Source organism: Hydrogenophaga sp. (assembly GCF_028698005.1).
Taxonomy (GTDB): Bacteria; Pseudomonadota; Gammaproteobacteria; order Burkholderiales; family Burkholderiaceae_C; genus Hydrogenophaga.
The window spans coordinates 11,465-31,387 of record NZ_JAQVEJ010000017.1 but is presented as its reverse complement, the minus strand read 5'-3'; the positions used below and the strand labels follow the sequence as shown (position 1 = coordinate 31,387).

The window sequence follows — 19,923 nt, the reverse complement described above, 5'->3', positions numbered from 1 at the left end:
GCCCCCGAGGATCTCTCCCCGGAGCGCCTACCACCTCTGTGTCAGCACCCCCTCGCGAGAAGCGCTTCAGTGATCAGCGAAGCCTTGTAGTATACACCAGCTTTTCAGCTTCCGTCTACCTTTTGGCGACTTTTCGTTTCGTCAACCTGTCTGCGGGAGAAGGTCAGTTCGAAGCGAAGCGGCAAGTATACATGGATTTTGGCGGTTTCGCGACGGGACTTACCCGGCACCATGGACAATGCCCGACTTGGGTGTCCCGGCACGGGCATCGGGCCTTTGTCGGCCGGTGGGCACCTGACTAGATAGTAGAAGGATCGCGGTTTATGGCTTTGGTGACCTTGCTGGATGCGCAGCTGGCGTTCGGGCACGTGCCCCTGCTGGATCATGCCGATTTTGTTCTGGAAGCACAGGAGCGCGTCGGTCTCGTGGGTCGCAATGGGGCGGGCAAGTCTTCCTTGCTGCGCATTCTGGGCCGCATGGAGTCCCCGGATGACGGATCGCTGCAGTGGCAGGACGGGCTTGGCGTGGCCTATGTGGCACAAGAGCCCGACCTCGACCCGGCCCTGTCGGTGTTCGAGGCGACCGGGGCGGGACTGGCAGAGGTGCACCGCCTGCGCGAGCAGTACCTGAGTGGAGCGCCGGACCTGGACCTGGATGCCCTGCAGAGCCGGATCGAGGCACTGGACGGCTGGAACTGGGAGCAGCGGGTGCAAGAGACCCTGCAGCGCCTGCATCTGGATCCGGCGGCCCGCGTCGGCAGCCTGTCCGGCGGACTGCGCAAACGCGTGGCGCTGGCCCAGGCGCTGGTGAGACGCCCGGACGTGCTGCTGCTCGATGAACCCACCAACCACCTGGACATGGACAGCATCGCCTGGCTGGAGGACCTGCTGCTCGATTTCCGCGGCAGCGTGGTGGTGATCAGCCACGACCGCGCCTTTCTGGACCGCGTGACGACGCGCATCGTCGAACTGGACCGGGGCCGGTTGCAGAGCTACCCGGGCAATTTCGCCCGCTACCAGGCGCTCAAGGAGGAGCAACTGGCGCAGGAGTCGGTGATCAACGCCAGGGCCGACAAGCTGCTGGCACAGGAAGAGGTGTGGATCCGCAAGGGCGTCGAGGCGCGTCGCACACGGGCGCAGGGGCGCATCAATCGGCTGCAGGCTTTGCGCGAGCAGCGATCACAGCGGCGTGAGGCGCTGGGTCAGGTTCGCATGGAGGTGACCACGGGGGGCAGCAGCGGCAAGATCGTGGCGGAGCTGGACAAGGTGAGCAAGCGTTTCCTGGACCGAGACGGGAACGAACGCGTGGTGCTCAGGGATGTGTCGACGACGATCCTGCGCGGCGACAAGCTGGGTCTGATCGGGCCGAACGGAGCGGGCAAGACCACCCTGCTCAAGGTCATCCTCGGCGAGCTGGAGCCGGACAGCGGGACGGTGCGGCGTGGCAGCAACCTGACCGTTGCCTATTTCGACCAGATGCGCGAGCAGATCGATCTGGATGCATCGCTGGAGGACTTCATCAGCCCGGGCAGCGAATGGATCGAAATCGGCTCGCGCCGCACGCATGTGAAGAGCTACCTGGGTGATTTCCTGTTTTCGCCGGCACGGGCCACGGCCCCGGTGCGCACGCTCTCGGGCGGGGAGCGCAACCGGCTGCTGCTGGCACGGCTGTTCGCGCGCCCGGCCAATGTGCTGGTGCTCGACGAGCCGACCAACGACCTGGACATCGACACGCTGGAGCTGCTGGAGGATCTGCTGCAACAGTACGAGGGCACGGTGTTCCTGGTCAGCCACGACCGGCGTTTTCTGAACAACGTGGTCACCAGCACGCTCGTCGCGGAAGGCGATGGCAGCTGGCGCGAGTACGTGGGTGACGTGGAGGACTGGCTGACACAGTCTGCCCGGGCCAGGCTTGCGACCGAGGCGGCGGCCAAGGTGACGCCGCCGCGCGAGCCGGCCGCGCCTTCGCCTGCCGCGAGCCCCGCCGCGCCCCGGCGCAAGCTGTCGTACAAGGAGCAGCGCGAACTGGATGCGCTGCCGGCCCGGCTGGCCGCGCTGGAGCAGGAGCAGGCCGAGCTGGACCGGCTGCTGGCCGACGGGCAGATCTATGCGAGTGATCCGGCCAGGGCCGCGCAGTTGGCAAGTCGGCACGCCGAGGTGGAAGAGGAGTGGCTGGCGGCCATGGAACGCCACGAGGCATTGAGCCAGCGCGCGTAAGCGAATGGCCATATGGGCGGCCGCCTGGCGCGCCAGGCGATCGGCCACCGCGCGCTCAGGCGCCGGAATCCCCGGGCCTGGGCAGGGAAGACGACGGTACGGCGGCCTCGTAAACCAGCATGGCGGCCACCAGGTCTTCGAGTGCGTAGCCGACCGACTTGAAGACGGTGCGCTCGGTCGGGTCGCGGCGCCCGGCGGCCAGGCCCCGGCTCAGGGTGGTCAGGGTGCCGCACACGTCTTCGGTGCGCAACATGCCCTGCCGGATGGGCTGCAGCAGATCGCCGCTTTTCTTGAGCGCCTCCTCGGTATCCACGAACAGGCGGGCATGGCGAAGGCACGCGTCGTCCGCTTCGCGCATCAGGGGCGTGAAGCTGCCGATGAGGTCCAGGTGGCTGCCCGGCGCCAGCCAGGCCCCCCGCACCACCGGCTCGGCGGCCAGGGTGGCGCAACTCACGATGTCCGCCTCGCCACAGGCGGCTTCGAGCTGGGTACAGGCCCGGGCCTCCAGCCCCTGACTCCGCCAGCTATCGGCCAGCGCCTGCGCCTGCGCCGGGTGGCGCGTCCAGACCGACACGCGACGGATCGGGCGCACGGTGCGCCAGGCGGCGGGCAACAGGCGGGCCACGCGCCCGCCACCCACGACCAGCAGGTGCCCGGCATCCGCGCGGGCGAGAAAGGACCCGGCCAGCGCCGAGGCGGCGACGGTGCGGCGTGCCGTGATCTCGTCGCCGTCCATCTGCGCCAGCGGCACACCGGTACGGGCGTCGAACAGCAGGTAGGTCGCATGCAGACCAGGTAGCCCCTGGCCGGCGTTGCCCGGCGCGATGTTCACGATCTTGACGCCGTAGTAGCGGCCGGGCAGCCAGGCCGGCATGATCAGCGAGGTCATGTGCTGCGGCCCGGCTGCGCTGCCCGCCGGCACCAACGGTTGGGGCATTTCATGCACGTGACGGGTCGGCACATCAACGTCGCCGGCGGCGAAGCGCTCGCGCAAGGCGTGGACCAGGCCATCGAACGGGAGGGCGGCGCGGGTGGCCGCAGCGTCAAAGAATTGCATGACGCCATGCTATGCCGGATCGGGTGACACGGCGTTCAACCCCGTCGCACTTGAAACAATAGTGCGAACAGGCCCTGGCCCGGCACTGGGTATGATCCGGCCAGGGAACAACCGGGTTTCCGCCACAACAGCACAGGCGCGACCACCGCGCCACGACCACCTGCCGGGGAAACACGCCGTGACACTGGAACTGCTGGGGGCTTTCGGCAAAAGCTTCCTGTTTGTCTTTGCCGCCCTGCTGCCGATCCTGAATCCCGCCGCCACGGCGCCGATCTTCCTGGGTCTGACCAAGGGCGCCTCGGCCCATACGCGTGCCGTGCTGGCGCGGCGTATCGCGCGCAACATGGTGGGGCTGATGCTCGGCTCGATGCTGGTGGGCTCCTACGTACTGGATTTCTTCGGCATCTCGCTGCCCATCGTGCGCATCGGCGGCGGGCTGATCGTGGCCGCCATGGCTTGGCGCCTGCTCAACGCCAGCCATGCGAGTGAGGACAGCCGGACCGAGTTGGCCGAGGCCTTCACCCCCGAGCACGCCAAGCGGCAAGCGTTCTACCCGTTGACCTTCCCGGTCAGTTGCGGGCCGGGCTCGATCGCGGCCAGCATCACGGTGGGGGTGTCGCTGCACGACCCGCGGCTGACGCTGTCGCTGGCGCGCATGGGCGGCGGCGCCCTGGCACTGGTCGCCATCGGCGCCTTGCTGTACCTGGCCTTTCGCTACGCGCAGCAGCTCCTGCGGCCGCTGGGTGAGGCGGGGACGGTGATCTTCCTGCGCCTGTCCGCTTTCATTCTGCTGTGCCTGGGCGTACAAATCGTCTGGGATGGCGCCAGCGAACTGCTGCAGGGGCTGCTGTCGACCGGTCCCTCGCGCTCGATGCCTACCCCAGCTCCCGCCGCAGGCGGGTGAATACGCGCCAGAAGCTGGCGTCCTGGGTGGTGGCGAAGTTGATGCGCATCAGGCTGCCGGGCGAGCGCGCCGCGTGGAACAGCGAACCGGGAGCGATCAGATAGCCCTCGTCGAGCATGCGCTGGGCCAGCGCATCGGTATCGACCCCGGTGTCGACCCAGCCGAACAGACCCGCTGGCTCGGCCACAAAGGTGCAACCCGCCGACTGGGCCAGTTTGACGCTGCGCCCGCGCGCCACATCCAGCCGCTGGCGAATGCGCCCGGCGTGGCGGCGCAATTGCCCCTGTTCCATGCAGTGCGCCATGGCACGCTCGAGCAGACTGGGCGTGGTGAGGGTGGCCAGCAGCTTGGTGTCGAGCAGGCGCTCGGTCCAGACCGGCGGTGCTGCCAGGTAGCCGACGCGCCAGTTGGGCGCCAGGATCTTGGCGAAGCCGCTGACGTAGAAGGTGCGCTGCAGGCCGTCGAGCACGCTCATGCGCGTGGCGTGCTCGGGCGCGATGTGCCCATAGGTGTCGTCCTCGACGATGTGGAAGTCGTGGCGCTGCGCCAGTTGCAGCACGCGGTGAGCCCCCGCGGGTGACAGGCAGTAGCCCGTCGGGTTGTGCAGCACGCTGACGCTGACGAAAAGTCGTGGTGCATGGACCTCGCAGTAGCGTTCCATGATGGCCAGGTCGGGACCGGCGGGACCGCGCGGCACCGGCAGCACCCGCATGCCCAGCGCGTCGAGCCGGGCAAACTCGACCGCCCAGCCCGGTTCCTCGACCATGACCGCGTCACCCGGCTTGAGCAGGGTACGGCTGATGATGTCCAGCGCGTGGGTGGCGCCCACCGTGGTGATGATGTGGGCCGGATCGGCCGGCAACCCCATGCCCTGCAGGCGCTGCGCCAGCGCCCGCCGCAGCAGGGGGTCGCCCAGCGGCTCGCCGTAGCGCAGCGAGCCATCGGCCAGCAGCTTGCCCGCCGAGGCCTTGCGCACCCCGGCGGCCATGAAGGGCGAGGCCAGCCATTCCGGCGGCAGCACACCCATGCCAGGCTGCGGCTTGCCTCCGGAGGGGTGGAACATGCCGCGGATGAGCGTCGCTGCGCTGACCGGCGCCGCCATGCGCGGGGCCGCGGTCGCCACCTCGCCGTCGCCGGAGCGTGCCACCGGGCCGCGCTCGCGGACGAAGAAGCCCCGGTGCCGGCGGGCCTCGATCAGGCCTTGCGCGATGAGCTGATCGTAGGCGGCTACCACCGTGGACGGGTTCAGGCCGTGCTGCGCCGCACACTGGCGCACACTGGGCAAGCGGGCGCCGGACGGCAGCAGGTGATCGCGGATGCGGCTGGCGAAGCGCTCGGCCAGTTGTTCGGTGAGCGTGCGCGCAGACGTCCGCGTGAGCGTGGAAGGCTGCAGGACACTGTCCACCGGCATCGGTGAGGCGGGGGAATCGAGCATGGCTGTATGGGCAGAGCAAACCATACAGATTCATCATCTGACCCATCCATCTGTATGGTCCGTGTATGGCTGAGCAGATTACATTGGAACCCCTCCGATTACAAGCCTCCGGACGCCCCCGATGAATGCCACCGAGTTCAGCGCACTGCTGGTGCTGGCCACCGCCACCAGCTTCACGCCTGGCCCCAACACCACGCTGTCCACCGCGCTGGCCGCCAACCACGGCCTGCCGCGCGCACTGCGCTTCGTCTGCGCGGTGCCCGTGGGCTGGGCGCTGCTGCTGGCGCTGTGCACCGCCGGGGTAGGCGCGCTGGTGATGGCACAGCCGCTGCTGCGCTGGGCGATCCTGGGTGGCGGAGGTGTCTACCTGCTGTGGCTGGCCGGGCGCCTGTGGTGCAGCCGCGCGCTCGGTCAGGCGGACGACGCACGCCTGCAGGTCGGTTTCGGCCAGGGGGTGGCGCTGCAGTTTCTCAACATCAAGGCCTGGATGCTGGCCCTGTCCATCGTGGCCGGCTGGATCGCCGGCCGCGACGATGCCTGGCAACGCTTCGCTCAGGTGCTGCCGGTCATGCTGGCGTTCGCCTTCGCGAGCAACCTGGCCTACGCCCTCACCGGCTCGCTGCTGCGCGAGTGGCTGGCCGGCCCGGTCATTGATGGCCAGCCCAGCGGCCGCCGCCTGCTGATCTTCAACCGTGCCATGGCCACGGCGCTGGTGCTCACAGCCGCCTGGATGCTGGCGCATGGCGCGGGGGCACCGGCATGAGCCGGCCGGTGTCCGCTGGCTGGGCCGCCGCCGCACGGGCGCCGGAGGTCGCCGGCATGTGGCTGGGCTTCGTCGGCGTGGTGGTCTTCGCCCTGACCCTGCCCATGACGCGACTGGCCACGGGCACCAGCGAGGCGCCACAACTGTCGCCCTGGTTCGTCACCTGGGCGCGAGCGGCGATGGCCGGCCTGTTGTCGGCCGTCTGGCTCGCCGTCAGTCGTGCCCCCTGGCCGACCGGGCCGATGCGCCGGCCGCTGTGGCTGTCCATGGCCGGCAACGTGATCGGCTACCCGCTGCTGCTGGGCTGGGCACTGCGCCATGTGACCGCCACCCATGCCGCCGTCATCACCGCGCTGCTGCCGTTGACCACGGCGGTCGCGGCAGCCTGGCTGATGCACCAGCGCGCCCGGCTGGGTTTCTGGGCCTGCGCCGCGCTGGGCAGCCTCCTGGTCGTGGCCTACAGCCTGCTGCGGACCAACCAGGCCGGACAGCGCTTCGGGCTCGAATGGGCCGACCTGCTGCTGATCGGCGCCGTGCTGGCCGCCTCGGTCGGCTATGTCGGCGGCGCCCAGATCACGCCCACCCTGGGTGCCGAACGCACGATCAGCTGGGTCTGTGTGTTCGCCTTGCCGCTCACCCTGTCCGGCACCTGGCTGACCTGGCCCGCCACCGGCGTTTCGACCACGGCCTGGCTGGGCCTGCTGTACGTCGGCCTGTTCTCGATGTGGATCGGTTTTTTCGCCTGGTTTCGCGGGCTCGCCCTGGGCGGCGCCCTGCGGGTCAGCCAGTTGCAGTTGCTGCAGCCGTTCATCAGCATGGTGGCTGCCGTCCCTTTGCTGGGCGAGCGCATCGACACCATGAGCTGGGGATTTGCGCTGCTGGTCGTCGTCACCGTGTTTGCCGGACGCCGCCTGGCCGGTCCCGCGCCTTCCCCACCCACCCCCGCACACCACACGCACAAGGAACGCCCATGACCCTCTGGACCCTGGCGCAACGCGCCGAGAAAATGAACCCCTCGGTGATCCGGGAAATCCTCAAGGTGACCGAGAAGCCGGGGATCATCAGCTTCGCTGGTGGCCTGCCCTCGCCGCGGACTTTTCCGGTGGAGGCGTTCGCGCAAGCCTGCGCCCGCGTGCTCGAAACCGATGGCCGATCGGCCCTGCAGTACGCGGCCAGCGAGGGCTACCGACCCCTGTGCGAGTGGGTCGCCCACCATCTGCCCTGGGACGTGAGTGCCGATCAGGTGCTGATCACCACCGGCAGCCAGCAGGGACTGGACCTGGTGGCCAAGGTGCTGATCGATGGCGGCAGCCGGGTGCTGGTGGAAACCCCCACCTACCTGGGCGCACTGCAGGCCTTCGCGCCGATGGAGCCCGACATCGTGGGTGTGAACAGCGACACCGAGGGACTTGACATCGACGACCTCGGCTGCAAGAGCCCGGGCGCGCGCTTCCTCTACGTGCTGCCGAATTTCCAGAATCCGACCGGGCGCACCATGGGTGAGGCGCGGCGCCAGATCCTGGTCGAGCGCCTGGCGGCCGTCGGCGTGCCCTTCGTGGAAGACAACCCGTACGGTGACCTGTGGTTCGACCATGCGCCGCCATTGCCGCTGAGTGCACGCAACCCCGAGGGCGGCATCTACCTGGGTTCGTTCTCCAAGGTGCTGGCGCCCGGCCTGCGCCTGGGCTATCTGGTGGCACCCAAGGCCATCAGCCCGAAGCTGCTGCAGGCCAAGCAGGCAGCCGACCTGCACAGCCCCAGCTTCAACCAGCGCATGGTGGCCGAGGTGCTCAAGGACGGTTTCCTCGACCGCCACGTGCCGACCATCCGGGCGCTGTACAAGCACCAGTGTGCCGTCATGCTCGACGCGCTGGCGCAGGACATGGCCGGACTGGGCGTGCAATGGAACTCGCCCGACGGTGGCATGTTCCTGTGGGTGCGGCTGCCGGCCGGCCTCGACGCGATCACGCTGCTGCCCAAGGCGGTGGACAAGGGTGTGGCTTTCGTGCCCGGCGCGGCCTTCTTCGCGGGCGAGCCGGACCCGCGCACCCTGCGCCTGTCCTTCGTGACGGCCAGCGAAGAACAGATCCGCGTCGGCATCAAGGCCCTGGCCGAGGCCATCCGCGAGGCCCTGCCATGACACGACGCCCGTTCCGCCAGGTGGACGTCTTCACCAACACGCCCTACCACGGCAACCCCCTGGCGGTGGTACTCGATGGCCAGGGGCTGGACAGCGCGCAGATGCAGCGCTTCACGGACTGGACCAACCTGTCCGAATGCACCTTCGTGCTGCCACCCTCGCCCGCGGCAGCGGCGGCCGGCGCCGACTACCGGGTACGCATTTTCTGCCCAGGACGCGAACTGCCTTTCGCCGGCCACCCGACGCTGGGCACCTGCCACGCCTGGCTGCGCGCAGGCGGGCAGCCCCAGGGCGACTGCGTGGTGCAGGAATGCGGCGCGGGCCTCGTGAAGATCCGTCGGCAGGAGGGGCTGCTGGCGTTCGCCGCGCCGCCGCTGCGGCGCGGCGGACCGCTGGACGAGCCGGAGCTGCAGCGGATCACCCAGGGCCTTGGCCTGACGCGCGAGGACATCGTCGCCCACGCCTGGTGCGACAACGGGCCGCACTGGCGCGGCGTGATGCTGCGCAGTGCCCGCCAGGTGCTGTCGGTGCGGCCCGATCCGGCGGTGCTCGCGGGCATGGAAGTCGGCCTCATCGGGCCGCATGAGAGCGGCGACGCGCAGTTCGAGGTGCGCGCCTTTTTTCCGGTCCTCAGCGGCATCGCCGAGGACCCGGTGACCGGCAGCCTGAACGCCGCACTGGCGCAATGGCTGACCGGCGCCAAGCTGGCACCACCGGTCTACATGGCGGCCCAGGGCACGGCACTCGGCCGCGCAGGCCGGGTGCATATCGAGCGAGCGGCCGACGGCACCATCTGGGTCGGCGGCCACAGTGTGACCTGCATCGAAGGGAGCGTTTCTCTGTGATCCATCTGCCCACCGCCGACGACATCCAGGCCGCCGCCCAGGTGGTCTACCGCGAATTCCCACCCACCCCGCAATACCGCTGGGCGCTGCTGAGCCGGCGCCTGGGTGCCCATTGCTGGCTCAAGCACGAGAACCACACCCCCGTGGGCGCTTTCAAGATCCGCGGCGGCCTGACCTACTTCGACCAGCTCAAGCGCCGCGGTGAACTGCCGCGCGAGGTCATCAGCGCCACGCGCGGCAACCACGGACAAAGCGTCGGCTGGGCCGCGCGTGCCCACGGTGTGAAGTGCACCATCGTCGTGCCGCACGGCAACTCGCGCGAGAAGAATGACGCCATGCGCGCGCTGGGCGTCGACCTCATCGAGCACGGCACGGACTTCCAGGAAAGCCGCGAGCACGCCATTGCGTTGGCCGCCGAGCGCGGTGCGCACATGGTGCCCAGCTTTCACACCGACCTGCTGCGCGGCGTCAGCACCTACTGGTGGGAATTCCTGCGCGCGGTGCCGGACCTGGACGTGGCCTACGTCCCCATCGGCCTGGGTTCGGGCGCCTGCTCGGCCATCGCCGCCAAGCTCGCGCTCGGCCATCGCGTGCGGATCGTCGGCGTCGTCAGCGCCCACGCCACGACCTATGCCGACTCGCTGGCCGCCGGCCGTGTGGTGGCCTCGCCGGTGAGCACCGTGCTGGCCGATGGCATGGCCTGCCGCATTGCCGAGGAGGATGCGCTGACGGTGCTGCAGGCGCATCTGGACCATGTGGTGAAGGTCAGCGACGACGAAGTGGCGCAGTCCATGCGCTGGCTGTTCACCGACACGCACAACGTGGCCGAAGGTGCTGGTGCGGCAGCATTCGCCGCGGCCTGGCAGGAGCGCGAGCAACTGCAGGGGCTGGCTGTGGGTGCGGCCCTGAGCGGCGGCAACGTGGACGCCAGCGTGTTCGCCCAGGTGCTGGCGGCGTGACTGTGCCTGCCGCGCCGGGGAGTGCCTCCGTTCAACAGCCCGCAGGGCGGGTCACCAGCCTTTGCACCACCTCGCAGAACGACTCGATCGCATCGGTCTTGAAGACCACCTCGCGCACGCCTGCGGCCTGGGCCGCCTGTTCCAGCTCGTCGTTGATGTAGCCGGAGGCCACCGCCACGGTCAGCGCCGGGTTGATCGCCAGCACGGCACGCGCCACATCGATGCCCGACATGCCGGGCATGTTGTAGTCGGTCAGCAGCAGGTCGTACCTGTCGGGGCTGGCACGCACGGCATCGATCGCCTCCTGCTGGTCGCAAAAGGTCGTGACTTCGTAACCTCGCCGCACCAGCAGGCGGCGCACCAGGAAGACGAGTGTGTCATCGTCATCCAGGTAAAGCACATGGCCGGTCGCCCCGGCTGGCGGCGTGCTCATCGGCTGGCTCTCCTCGTGGGCAATGGGTGGCAGGGCTGCGCGGTGCACAGGACCAGGGGCGATTGTGCCGGCTTCCACGGCAGTGGCACCTGCCGCTTCCATCGGGAAATACAACGTGAATGTCGAGCCTTTGCCCGGCTCGCTGTCCACACGGATCGCGCCACCATGCGACTGGACAATGCCCAGCACCACGGGCAGGCCCAATCCGGTGCCCTGACCGACCGGCTTGGTGGTGAAAAACGGATCGAAAATTCTCCGACGAGTGGCGTCATCCATCCCACAGCCGGTATCGGATACGGCCACGCTGACCGCGCCCACACCCTCCTGGCGACAGGTCCGGGCCAACTCCTCCGGCAACTGCGGATCGTCAGCCGGCACCTCGGTCACGCGCAACTCCAGCCGCCCCGGCTGCCCCTGCATGGCATGGATGGCATTGGTACCCAGGTTCAGCAGCACCTGGCCGATCTGGGTCGGGTCGGCCCGCAGAACGGCCGAGCCTTCACACGAGGTCACCGCCAATTGGATCTGTGGCGTCAGCGCCGTGCGCAACAGGGCACTGGTCTCCTGCACGATGTCGTGCAGGTGCACCAGGGCACGCTCCATCGGCTGCTGGCGGGAGAACGCCATGATCTGCCGGACCAGTTCGCGCCCGCGCCGCGCCGCGTTGCTGATTTCGTCCAGGCTCTCGCGCGCGGCAGCGCCCGACATCACGTCCTGGCGCGCCAGATCGGCATTGCCCAGAATGGCCGCCAGGATATTGTTGAAGTCGTGCGCGATGCCGCCGGCCAGCGTCCCCAGGGCATCCATCTTCCGGGACTGCGCGAGTTGCTCGGCCAGCAACTTCTGCTGTTGCTGGGCCCGGCGCAGCAGCGTGATGTCCACGAAGGTGAACACCACGTGGCGCAAGGCGCCCAGGCGATCGTTCTCGGGGTAGGCGTTGCACAGCACCCAGAGCTCCTTGCTGTCCGGCCGCGGCTGGATGCCCATGACGACATTGTCCACGGCCCGGCCTTGCGCCAGCACCCGCGCGATCGGCTGCTCCGGCAGGGGCATCGGCGACCCGTCCTCGCGCAGCAGGATCCAGTCCCGCACGTGCATCGCGTCCGGCGGCCCGCCACCTGTGTCGAGCCCGAGACCGCGCCGGGCGGCGGCATTGATGCCCAGCACCTCGCCGTCGGCCCGCAGCACCAGGACGCCCGCGCCCAGGTTGTCCACCAGCGCGCGCGACTCGGCCTCGCGCGACTCGACAGCCCGCCGGGCCGCCTCGGCCTCGCGGCGCAGGCGCAGGGACACCAGCGCGCTGTACAGCACCGCGCGCACCATCTTGGCCATGAGAAAGGCGGCCAGGAACCACGGCACCATCAACCCGGCAGGCCGCAGGGAAGGCCAGAGCACCCAGCTCAGCAAGGCCGCCAGGATGAGCCATTCGATGCCCATCAGCACGGTCAGCGCAGCGAATTCGGGCTGGCGACGGGCTTTCTGCGATGCGCGGATATCCCACAGCGCCCAGGCGACCACCAGCATGCACGATGCCGCCAGCATCCCCTGGCTGAATTCCGGCTGCCCGAAGCGGACCGCACCCAGGCCATTGAGGCCGGCCACCAGCGCCGTGGCGGCGGCACACCGGGTCCACGGCAGGGCCAGGCCCAGATAGGCCCGCAGCCCCAGCCAGACGCTCAGCGAAGACAGAAAGACGAGCGTGCTCGACAGCGCCAGCACCATCGCGTGCTGGCCACCGAGCGGCATCACCATCCCCATGGCACCGAACAGATTGATCAGCGACCCGAGTGCCCACCAGCCCGGGCCGCCAATGGATGGGTAGCGCCGGACCATGGCGCCAAACGCGATCGCGATCAGCAGGTCGACGCTGAAACGCATGACCAGCAGGGTGGACAGATCCAGCGACATCAACAGGTACTCGGGGTTCGGTGACCCCTGCATTGGAGCACAGCACCCGGCCGCCATCGCCGGACACGGGTTATCGGAATGCGGGTTCCGGTATGAGCGCACCGCCCCACGAAGGCCGCCCAGTCGCTGTCGGGACAAAAGATCGAGCGCGGCCTCGCACAGAATGACGCCCCATGGGAACGCTCTACCTCGTGCGCCACGGCCAAGCCTCGTTTGGCGCAGACGACTACGACCAGCTCAGCGCGCTGGGCCAGCGGCAAAGCGAACGCCTGGGCCATTACTGGGGCGAGCGCGGCCTGCGCTTCGATGCGGTGATCATGGGCTCGCTGCGGCGCCACGCCCAGACCTGGGAAGGCATCGCCCGCGGTGCGGGCTACCAGCAGGCACCGCTGGTGTGGCCGGGCCTGAACGAGTACGACAGCCATGCGGTGATTCACGCCATCCACCCCGAACCCCTGCCTCGCCCCGACACACCCGAGCGGTACCGCCAGCATTTCCGGCTGTTGCGCGACGGGCTGGCGCAGTGGATGGCCGGCACCATCAGCCCTCGGGGCATGCCCGACTACGACACATTCGTGCACGGCGTCACCAGCGCGCTGGACCACGTGCGGCGGCACCACCAGGGTGGCCGGGTGTTGATCGTCTCCAGCGGTGGCCCCATTGCCACCGCGGTCGGCCACATCCTGGGCGCCAGCCCGGACGCCACGATCGCGCTGAACATGCGCATCCGCAACACGGCCGTGGCGCAATTCGAGTTCACAGCCCGGCGGCACCACCTGCTGACCTACAACGCGCTGCCGCACCTGGACGATCCGAGCTGTGCCGATTGGGTGACCTACGCCTGAGCACATACCACCCGCGCGGGTCACCCGGCGCCGAAGGCGGTGTGTTCGGTCAGGGTATCCGGCGGCAGCCGGTCGATCTCCTGCAGCAGCGCGGCCAGCGCGCGGCCCGCAGCACCGACCAGAGCCCGGCCCTTCTCGGCACTGGCGGCTGCGGCATTGCCCGCCGCGCCCTGCGGATTGACATCCTGCATCATCCAGGCCAGCTTGGCGCTGCGGCCATTGCCCAGGATGTCGAAGCCTTGCGCCCGTATGCGCGAACTGGAAGGGAAATCGGACGACCGCGCCATGCGCACACGCTGTGGCGACAGAGCCAGCATCATCGAGGTTTCGACATCACCCGCATGCACGCCGAAACGGTGTTCGTCGGCGCTGAAGCGGGCGTTCGCATCGGCGCCCGACTCATCCACCAGCGGCAGGTTGAACCAGCTCAGGCTGTAGACCAGCATGCCCAGGCGCGCGCGCAGGTCGCGCGCGACCAGGTCCAGCGCGCCAACCTGTCCACCATGGCTGTTGAACAGCACGAGTTTCTTCACACCACTGGCGGCCACGCACTCTCCGATCTCGGTCCATACGCGCATCAGCGTTTCGGCGCGCAGCGTCAGGGTGCCGGCAAAGCGCGTGTGCTCGGGTGAGAAACCCACCGTCTGCGTCGGCAGCGCCAGTGCGGGAAAGCCCGGCGGCAATTCACGCAGTGCCTCCGCCACGATGCCGTCGGCGATCGTGGCGTCGACCGACAACGGCAGGTGCGGCCCGTGCTGCTCGGTGGCGGCCACGGGCAGCAACGCGATCGCTCGGTCCCGGTCGAGCTGCGCAAAATCGGTGGTCGTCAGATCGGACCAGTGGCCAGGCCAGGCCGGTGCATCATCAGCGGTGCTCATGCCCGCCATCTTACGGCGAGCACGGTTCAGCCTGGCCCGTACATCCAGCGGCGCGACCAGGGCAAGCCCCCGGCGCCCTGGCGTGCCGGACGGCACAGCACCTGGAACAGCGCGACCTCATCGTGTTCGAAGGCCCAGGCACAGCCGGCCAGGTAGACACGCCAGATGCGCCAGCGCTTTTCGTCCACCAGCGCCCGCACGCGCTCGCGCCGGGCCTCGAAGTTGCGCGACCAGTGGGCCAGGGTGTGCGCGTAGTGCCGTCGCAGGTTCTCGGCGTCGAACACCTCCAGCCCACCTTGCTGCATGGTCCTGAGCACCGTGCCAATGTGCGGCAACTCCCCATGCGGGAACACGTAGCGGTCGATGAAACGGCCCGCGCCCTTGGTCGCCTCGCCATCGTCGGCATCGGTGCTGGTGATGCCGTGGTTCAGCACCCACCCATCGGGTGCCAGCAAGGCGCGGATGTGAGCGAAATAGTCCGCCAGGTGGTTCAGCCCCACGTGCTCGAACATGCCGACGCTGGTGATGCGGTCGAACGGTCCGTCGTTCACATCGCGGTAGTCCTGCAGGCGGATCTCGACCTGCCCTTCCAGGCCCGCTTCCCTGACCCGCTCCCGGGCCAGCGCGTACTGGTTTTCCGACAGCGTCACACCCACGCAGCGCGCGCCGAACTTCTGCGCGGCCCGGATCACCAGCGCGCCCCAGCCACAGCCAATGTCCAGCAGCCGCTGGCCGGGCTGCAGTTGCACCTTGGTCAGAATGTGGTCGATCTTCTTTTGCTGGGCCGTGGCCAGATCCTCATCGCCGTTTTCGAAGTAGGCGCAGGAATACACCATGGCCGAATCGAGCCATTCGGCATAGAACGCGTTGGAGACATCGTAGTGATAGCGGATCGCGTCGCTGTCGAGTTCGCGCGTGTGCGCCACGCGACGACGCAGGCGGCCCATCAGGCCCGGCGAATCGTCGGCGCCCGCATCGGTCAGGCCATGGGCCATGGCCAGGATGTCCTCAAGCTGGCCTTCAACGTCGATCAGGCCCTCCACGTAGGCTTGGCCGAGCGTTTCCAGCGTTGGGTCCAACAGCAGGCGCAGGGCCTCGTCGTCCCGCACATGAATCTGCACGCGCGGTTCGTCGAAGTCACCCAGGCTGAGCGAGTGTGCGCCCGCATCTCCCCAACTCAGGCGCACTGGCAGATTGGCCTTGCGGCGCACGCGCTGCGCCCAGGGTAGCAAGGCCATTTCCATCATTCCCATTCCAGTCCCTTTCTCGCACGGCCTTGATCGGGCATGCGGCACGAAACATCAGGAGCAAGCTGAACTGCCTTTTGTACCCAATCTGGGACAAACTGTGAATCCCGTCACAGACAAATCGCATCCTTCAGCTCGATAGTTCCAAACGATCGAAGCGCACGAAACAACGCCGGCTTATATTGGAAGGTTCGGCCACGGACGCCAGGCACGGCCGGGAACCGCCACCCACGCGCCCGCCTCATAACGTTCGACGACGGATTTTTTAATTTTTGGTACGCCTGCCTTTGCCCATGTCCCGCTGCATCCGATTGCTGTCTCTGCCCTGGCGGATGGCCCTTGCCCTGTGTTCCCTTGGAGTGGCGCTGGCCGGCGAGCCGGCCCTGGCCCAGTCCCTGCTGGCGCGCGGCACCGGGGACGACCCGGGCGCGCACCTCAGCCGAACGGAGCAGGTGCATGCCGAGCTCGTGGCCCACGCCCCCGAAGGTGTCGCGCCGGGCCGGCGGGTCTGGGTCGGTCTGCGGCTGCAGCATGCGCCCGAATGGCACACCTACTGGAAGAATTCCGGCGACTCGGGCCTGCCCACCGAACTGCACTGGACCTTGCCTCCGGGGGTCAGCGCCGGCGAGATCGCCTGGCCGACACCGCGCAAGTTCCCGATCGGCCATCTGGCCAACTACGGCTACGACGGCACCGTCCTGTTGCCCGTGCCCCTGACCATCGATGCCAGCTTCCAGGCGCCCCGGCTGGACATCGGCCTGGAGGCGAGGTGGCTGGTCTGCCGCAAGGAATGCATTCCCGGTGACGCCCGGTTGCGCCTGCGCATCCCCGCACAGGGCTCGACCGCCATGCACGGCGAGCTGTTCGACCAGACCCTGGCCGCCGTGCCGGCCGAGGAACCTGCGGGCGCCGGCCATGCGCGCCCGCAGGAGGCGGCCCTGTCGGTCACCATGGACAACCTGCCGCAAGCCTGGCATGGCAAGCGGCTGGAGTTCTTCCCCGAACTGGCCGGCATCATCGAGCCCGGCGCCCCCTGGACACAGGCCTGGCAGGGCGGGCGCTGGACGGCCGAGGTGCCACTGACGGACCAGCGCGTGGCCGAACCCGAGCTGTTGCCCGTGGTGCTGGCATTGGCATCCGATGAAACACCCGGCCCCGGCGCTTCCAGGGCGGGAATCCGCCAGGTGCTGCCCGTGCAGGGCCTGTGGCCCGTGGCCGCCACCACCTCGGGCCGCCAGGACGTGCCAGCGGCACTGCAGGCCGCGCTGGAAGCCAACGCGGCCCAGGCCACCACCGGAGCCCATCCCGAGGCACCGACCAGCAGACTCACGCTCGGCGCCGCCCTGCTCGGCGCGCTGCTGGGCGGGCTCATCCTCAACCTCATGCCCTGCGTGTTCCCGGTGCTGGCGATCAAGGTGATGGCGTTCGCGCAGCATGCGGGCGATCGCGCCGCCCACCGGCGCCACGGACTGGCCTACACCGCCGGCGCGGTCCTGTCCTTCCTGGCGCTGGGCGGCCTGCTGCTGGCACTGCGCTCGGCCGGCGAGGCGGTGGGCTGGGGCTTCCAGCTCCAGAGTCCGGTCATGGTGGCGGCGCTGGCCACCCTGTTCACGCTGATCGGCCTGAACCTGGCCGGCCTGTTCGAATTCGGCAACGTGCTGCCCTCGCGGCTGGCCACGCTGCAAGCGCGCAACCCGACCACGGACGCCTTCCTGACCGGCGTGCTGGCCGTGGCCGTGGCCTCGCCCTGCACCGCGCCGTTCATGGGCGCTTCGCTCGGCCTGGCCATCGGGCTGCCGGCATGGCAGGCGCTGGCGGTCTTCGCCCTGCTGGGCCTGGGCATGGCCCTGCCCTACCTGGCGGCGAGCTGGTGGCCGGCCATTGCGCGCGCGCTGCCGCGCCCCGGCACCTGGATGCAGACCTTCCGCCAGTTCATGGCCTTTCCGATGTTCGCCACGGTGGTCTGGCTGCTGTGGGTGCTGGGCCAGCAGACCGGCATCGATGGCGCGGCGGCCCTGCTGGCCCTGCTGTTGCTGCTGACGCTGCTGGTCTGGGCGCTGGGTCTGCGCGGCAAAGGTCGCCCCTGGCTGGCCGGCGTGTCCCTGGTGGCGCTGGCCTGGCTGGGCACGAGCCTCGGACCCAACGTCACCCGGCTGGCCGCGGCCGAAGCGGGCGCGCCGGTCGCCACCGCTGTTGACGGTCTGGCCTGGGAGAGCTGGACCCCCGAGCGGGAAGCCGCGCTGCTCGCCGAAGGCCGCACCGTGTTCGTCGACTACACCGCCGCCTGGTGCGTGACCTGCCAGTACAACAAGCGCACCACCCTGGCCGATACCGAGCTGCTCACCGACATGGCCAACCGGCAGGTGGCGCTGCTGCGTGCGGACTGGACACGGCGCGATCCGGCCGTCACGCTGTCGCTGGGCCGCCTGGGCCGCAATGGCGTGCCGGTGTACGCCCTGCACAAGCCCGGACAGCCGGTCCAGGTGCTGACGGAAATTCTCACGGTTGACGAGGTACGTTCCGCACTGAACCGGCTCTGACGGATTCTCACCCTCCTATGGGAGACAACGCCATGATGCAACGCCGCCCCCTGATCGCCCTCGGCGCCAGCGCGCTGGCCCTGCCCACCCTGTTGCGCCCGCAGGTGGTTCACGCCGCCGCGCTGGTCGGACAGCCCGCCCCGGATTTCAGCCTGGAAGACACCGCCGGGCAGACCGTGAAGCTGTCGCAGTTCCTGGGCCGGCCCGTGGTGCTCGAATGGAACAACCCGGGCTGCCCCTTCGTACGCAAGCACTACGAGGGCAACCTGCAATCGCTGCAGAAGGCCTACACCGCCAAGGGCGTGGCCTGGCTGGTGATCAACTCCACCCAAGACGCCAGCGGCGACTACCTGACCCCACCCCAGCTCGGCCGCTGGATGCAGGAAAAAGGCGGCACGCCGACGGCCACGCTCATGGACGAGGACGGACAGGTCGGCCACGCCTACGGCGCGCGGGTGACGCCGCACATGTACATCGTCGACGCCCAAGGGGTACTGGTCTACGCGGGCGGCATCGACAGCATCCCGTCCGCGCGCGTGGCCGACATCGACAAGGCCACCAACTATGTCCGCCAGGGGCTCGATGAACTGTTGGCCGGCAAGCCGGTGAGCAAGGCCACCAGCCTGCCCTACGGCTGCAGCATCAAGTACAAGATCGCGGCCTGAGCCGCATCCGCGGCGCTCGCGTCTGCAGACGGTTGTTGGCTTGGCGCGCTGGCGTGCTCACGCCCGCAGCGGATGGCATGGCCCCTGGCCACGAATGGCCAACGGCTGCGGGAGCCCCTGTTCAGGGCCTTCCATCCGGCCCATACCCCACGCAAACCGGCGCGCTGGGTCGACGCGGGATAATCTCGCTTCCTTATAGAAAGCCCGCACCGGATACCCTCATGAGCTTTGCCCCCCTGCAGAACGACACCTTCCTGCGCGCCTGTCTGCGCCAAGCCACCGACCACACGCCCGTGTGGCTGATGCGCCAGGCCGGGCGCTACCTGCCCGAGTACTGCGCCACGCGTGCCAGGGCCGGTTCGTTCATGGGGCTGGCCACCAACGTGGACTACGCGACCGAGGTGACGCTGCAGCCGCTGGAGCGCTATGCGCTGGACGCCGCCATCCTGTTTTCCGACATTCTCACCGTGCCCGATGCGATGGGCCTGGGTCTGTCGTTCCAGCAGGGCGAAGGCCCGAAGTTTGCCCGCACGGTGCGCACCGAGGCCGATGTGGCCACCCTGGCCGTGCCCGATCTGGACAAGCTGCGCTACGTGTTCGACGCGGTGACCTCGATCCGCCGGGCGCTGAACGGTCGCGTGCCGCTGATCGGCTTCTCGGGCAGCCCCTGGACGCTGGCGTGCTACATGGTCGAGGGCGGTGGCTCGGACGACTACCGCCAGGTCAAGACCCTGATGTACGCCCGGCCCGACCTGATGCACCGCATCCTGGCCATCAACGCCGACGCGGTGGCCGCCTACCTGAACGCACAGATCGACGCCGGTGCGCAGGCAGCCATGATCTTCGACAGCTGGGGGGGCGTGCTGGCCGACGGCAAGTTCCAGGCGTTCTCGCTCGCCTACACCCGGCGCGTGCTGGCACAGCTCAAGCGCACGGACAGCGCGGGCAACGTGATTCCCCGCATCGTCTTCACCAAGGGCGGTGGGCTGTGGCTGGCCGACATGAAGGACCTGGACTGCGACGTGCTGGGCCTGGACTGGACCGTGAACCTCGGCATGGCCCGCGCCCTCGTGGGTGACAGCAAGGCC

Annotated in this window: 16 protein-coding genes; 11 read left to right on the top strand and 5 right to left on the bottom strand. The window is 68.9% G+C overall.

Annotated features, from left to right (window positions below; all coding sequences use genetic code 11):
• Positions 1–323 precede the first annotated feature (323 nt).
• Complete coding sequence (gene abc-f, locus PHQ87_RS03400) at positions 324–2,216, top strand: ribosomal protection-like ABC-F family protein (protein ID WP_300231239.1); 1,893 nt, start codon at positions 324–326, stop codon at positions 2,214–2,216.
• Between the two features lie 55 nt (positions 2,217–2,271).
• Here the strand turns inward: abc-f and PHQ87_RS03395 are convergent, their stop codons facing one another.
• Entirely contained in the window at positions 2,272–3,273 is a 1,002-nt protein-coding gene (locus tag PHQ87_RS03395; protein ID WP_300231237.1) for an ornithine cyclodeaminase family protein, read from the bottom strand.
• Between the two features lie 178 nt (positions 3,274–3,451).
• On the opposite strand from PHQ87_RS03395, the gene PHQ87_RS03390 reads away from it, so the two are divergent.
• Positions 3,452–4,177, top strand: coding sequence for a MarC family protein (locus PHQ87_RS03390; protein WP_300231233.1), 726 nt, complete (start codon positions 3,452–3,454; stop codon positions 4,175–4,177).
• On the opposite strand, the gene PHQ87_RS03385 is transcribed toward PHQ87_RS03390, so the two are convergent.
• The gene (locus tag PHQ87_RS03385; protein WP_300231231.1) at positions 4,149–5,612 is read right to left on the bottom strand and encodes a PLP-dependent aminotransferase family protein; all 1,464 of its coding nucleotides are present in this window, start codon (positions 5,610–5,612) and stop codon (positions 4,149–4,151) included. The two genes, PHQ87_RS03390 and PHQ87_RS03385, sit on opposite strands and share 29 nt — an antisense overlap.
• A 121-nt stretch (positions 5,613–5,733) precedes the next feature.
• Here PHQ87_RS03385 and PHQ87_RS03380 point away from each other — a divergent pair, with 121 nt between their 5' ends.
• The 5 genes from PHQ87_RS03380 to PHQ87_RS03360 are packed head-to-tail and all read left to right on the top strand — an operon-like array spanning position 5,734 to position 10,319.
• Positions 5,734–6,375 (top strand): LysE family translocator, encoded by a 642-nt coding sequence (locus PHQ87_RS03380; protein ID WP_300231230.1) that lies wholly within the window; start codon positions 5,734–5,736, stop codon positions 6,373–6,375.
• 56 nt (positions 6,376–6,431) lie between these two features.
• Positions 6,432–7,349: a DMT family transporter gene (locus PHQ87_RS03375; protein ID WP_300231246.1), complete on the top strand. Its 918-nt coding sequence runs from the start codon at positions 6,432–6,434 to the stop codon at positions 7,347–7,349.
• On the top strand, positions 7,346–8,515 hold the full coding sequence (locus PHQ87_RS03370) for a PLP-dependent aminotransferase family protein (RefSeq protein WP_300231228.1): 1,170 nt from the start codon (positions 7,346–7,348) through the stop codon (positions 8,513–8,515). Before PHQ87_RS03375 ends, PHQ87_RS03370 begins: the two co-directional genes overlap by 4 nt.
• Positions 8,512–9,360, top strand: a complete 849-nt coding sequence (locus PHQ87_RS03365) for a PhzF family phenazine biosynthesis protein (protein ID WP_300231226.1) — start codon at positions 8,512–8,514, stop codon at positions 9,358–9,360. Before PHQ87_RS03370 ends, PHQ87_RS03365 begins: the two co-directional genes overlap by 4 nt.
• Positions 9,357–10,319 (top strand): threonine dehydratase, encoded by a 963-nt coding sequence (locus tag PHQ87_RS03360; protein WP_300231223.1) that lies wholly within the window; start codon positions 9,357–9,359, stop codon positions 10,317–10,319. The genes PHQ87_RS03365 and PHQ87_RS03360 overlap by 4 nt, the downstream gene beginning before the upstream one ends.
• 31 nt (positions 10,320–10,350) lie before the next feature.
• Here PHQ87_RS03360 and PHQ87_RS03355 read toward each other — a convergent pair whose 3' ends face one another.
• Positions 10,351–12,693, bottom strand: coding sequence for an ATP-binding protein (locus tag PHQ87_RS03355; RefSeq protein ID WP_300231221.1), 2,343 nt, complete (start codon positions 12,691–12,693; stop codon positions 10,351–10,353).
• Positions 12,694–12,833: 140 nt separating this feature from the next.
• Between PHQ87_RS03355 and PHQ87_RS03350 the strand changes: the two genes are divergently transcribed.
• Entirely contained in the window at positions 12,834–13,505 is a 672-nt protein-coding gene (locus PHQ87_RS03350; protein ID WP_300231219.1) for a histidine phosphatase family protein, read from the top strand.
• A 20-nt stretch (positions 13,506–13,525) separates the two neighbouring features.
• Here the strand turns inward: PHQ87_RS03350 and PHQ87_RS03345 are convergent, their stop codons facing one another.
• Positions 13,526–14,383 carry a creatininase family protein gene (locus PHQ87_RS03345; protein ID WP_300231217.1) on the bottom strand — a complete coding sequence of 286 codons (858 nt, stop codon included), beginning with the start codon at positions 14,381–14,383 and terminating at the stop codon, positions 13,526–13,528.
• A 26-nt stretch (positions 14,384–14,409) separates the two neighbouring features.
• A complete protein-coding gene (locus PHQ87_RS03340; protein WP_300231214.1) occupies positions 14,410–15,621 on the bottom strand; it encodes a cyclopropane-fatty-acyl-phospholipid synthase family protein in 1,212 nt (403 codons plus the stop codon).
• A 302-nt stretch (positions 15,622–15,923) separates the two neighbouring features.
• On the opposite strand from PHQ87_RS03340, the gene PHQ87_RS03335 reads away from it, so the two are divergent.
• From PHQ87_RS03335 to hemE, 3 genes are all read left to right on the top strand, one after another.
• A complete protein-coding gene (locus PHQ87_RS03335; RefSeq protein WP_300231211.1) occupies positions 15,924–18,170 on the top strand; it encodes a protein-disulfide reductase DsbD domain-containing protein in 2,247 nt (748 codons plus the stop codon).
• A gap of 35 nt (positions 18,171–18,205) precedes the next feature.
• Positions 18,206–18,835 carry a thioredoxin family protein gene (locus PHQ87_RS03330; protein WP_300231243.1) on the top strand — a complete coding sequence of 210 codons (630 nt, stop codon included), beginning with the start codon at positions 18,206–18,208 and terminating at the stop codon, positions 18,833–18,835.
• 221 nt (positions 18,836–19,056) lie between these two features.
• The coding region (gene hemE, locus PHQ87_RS03325; protein ID WP_300231209.1) for a uroporphyrinogen decarboxylase at positions 19,057–19,923 on the top strand (867 nt) is incomplete at its 3' end.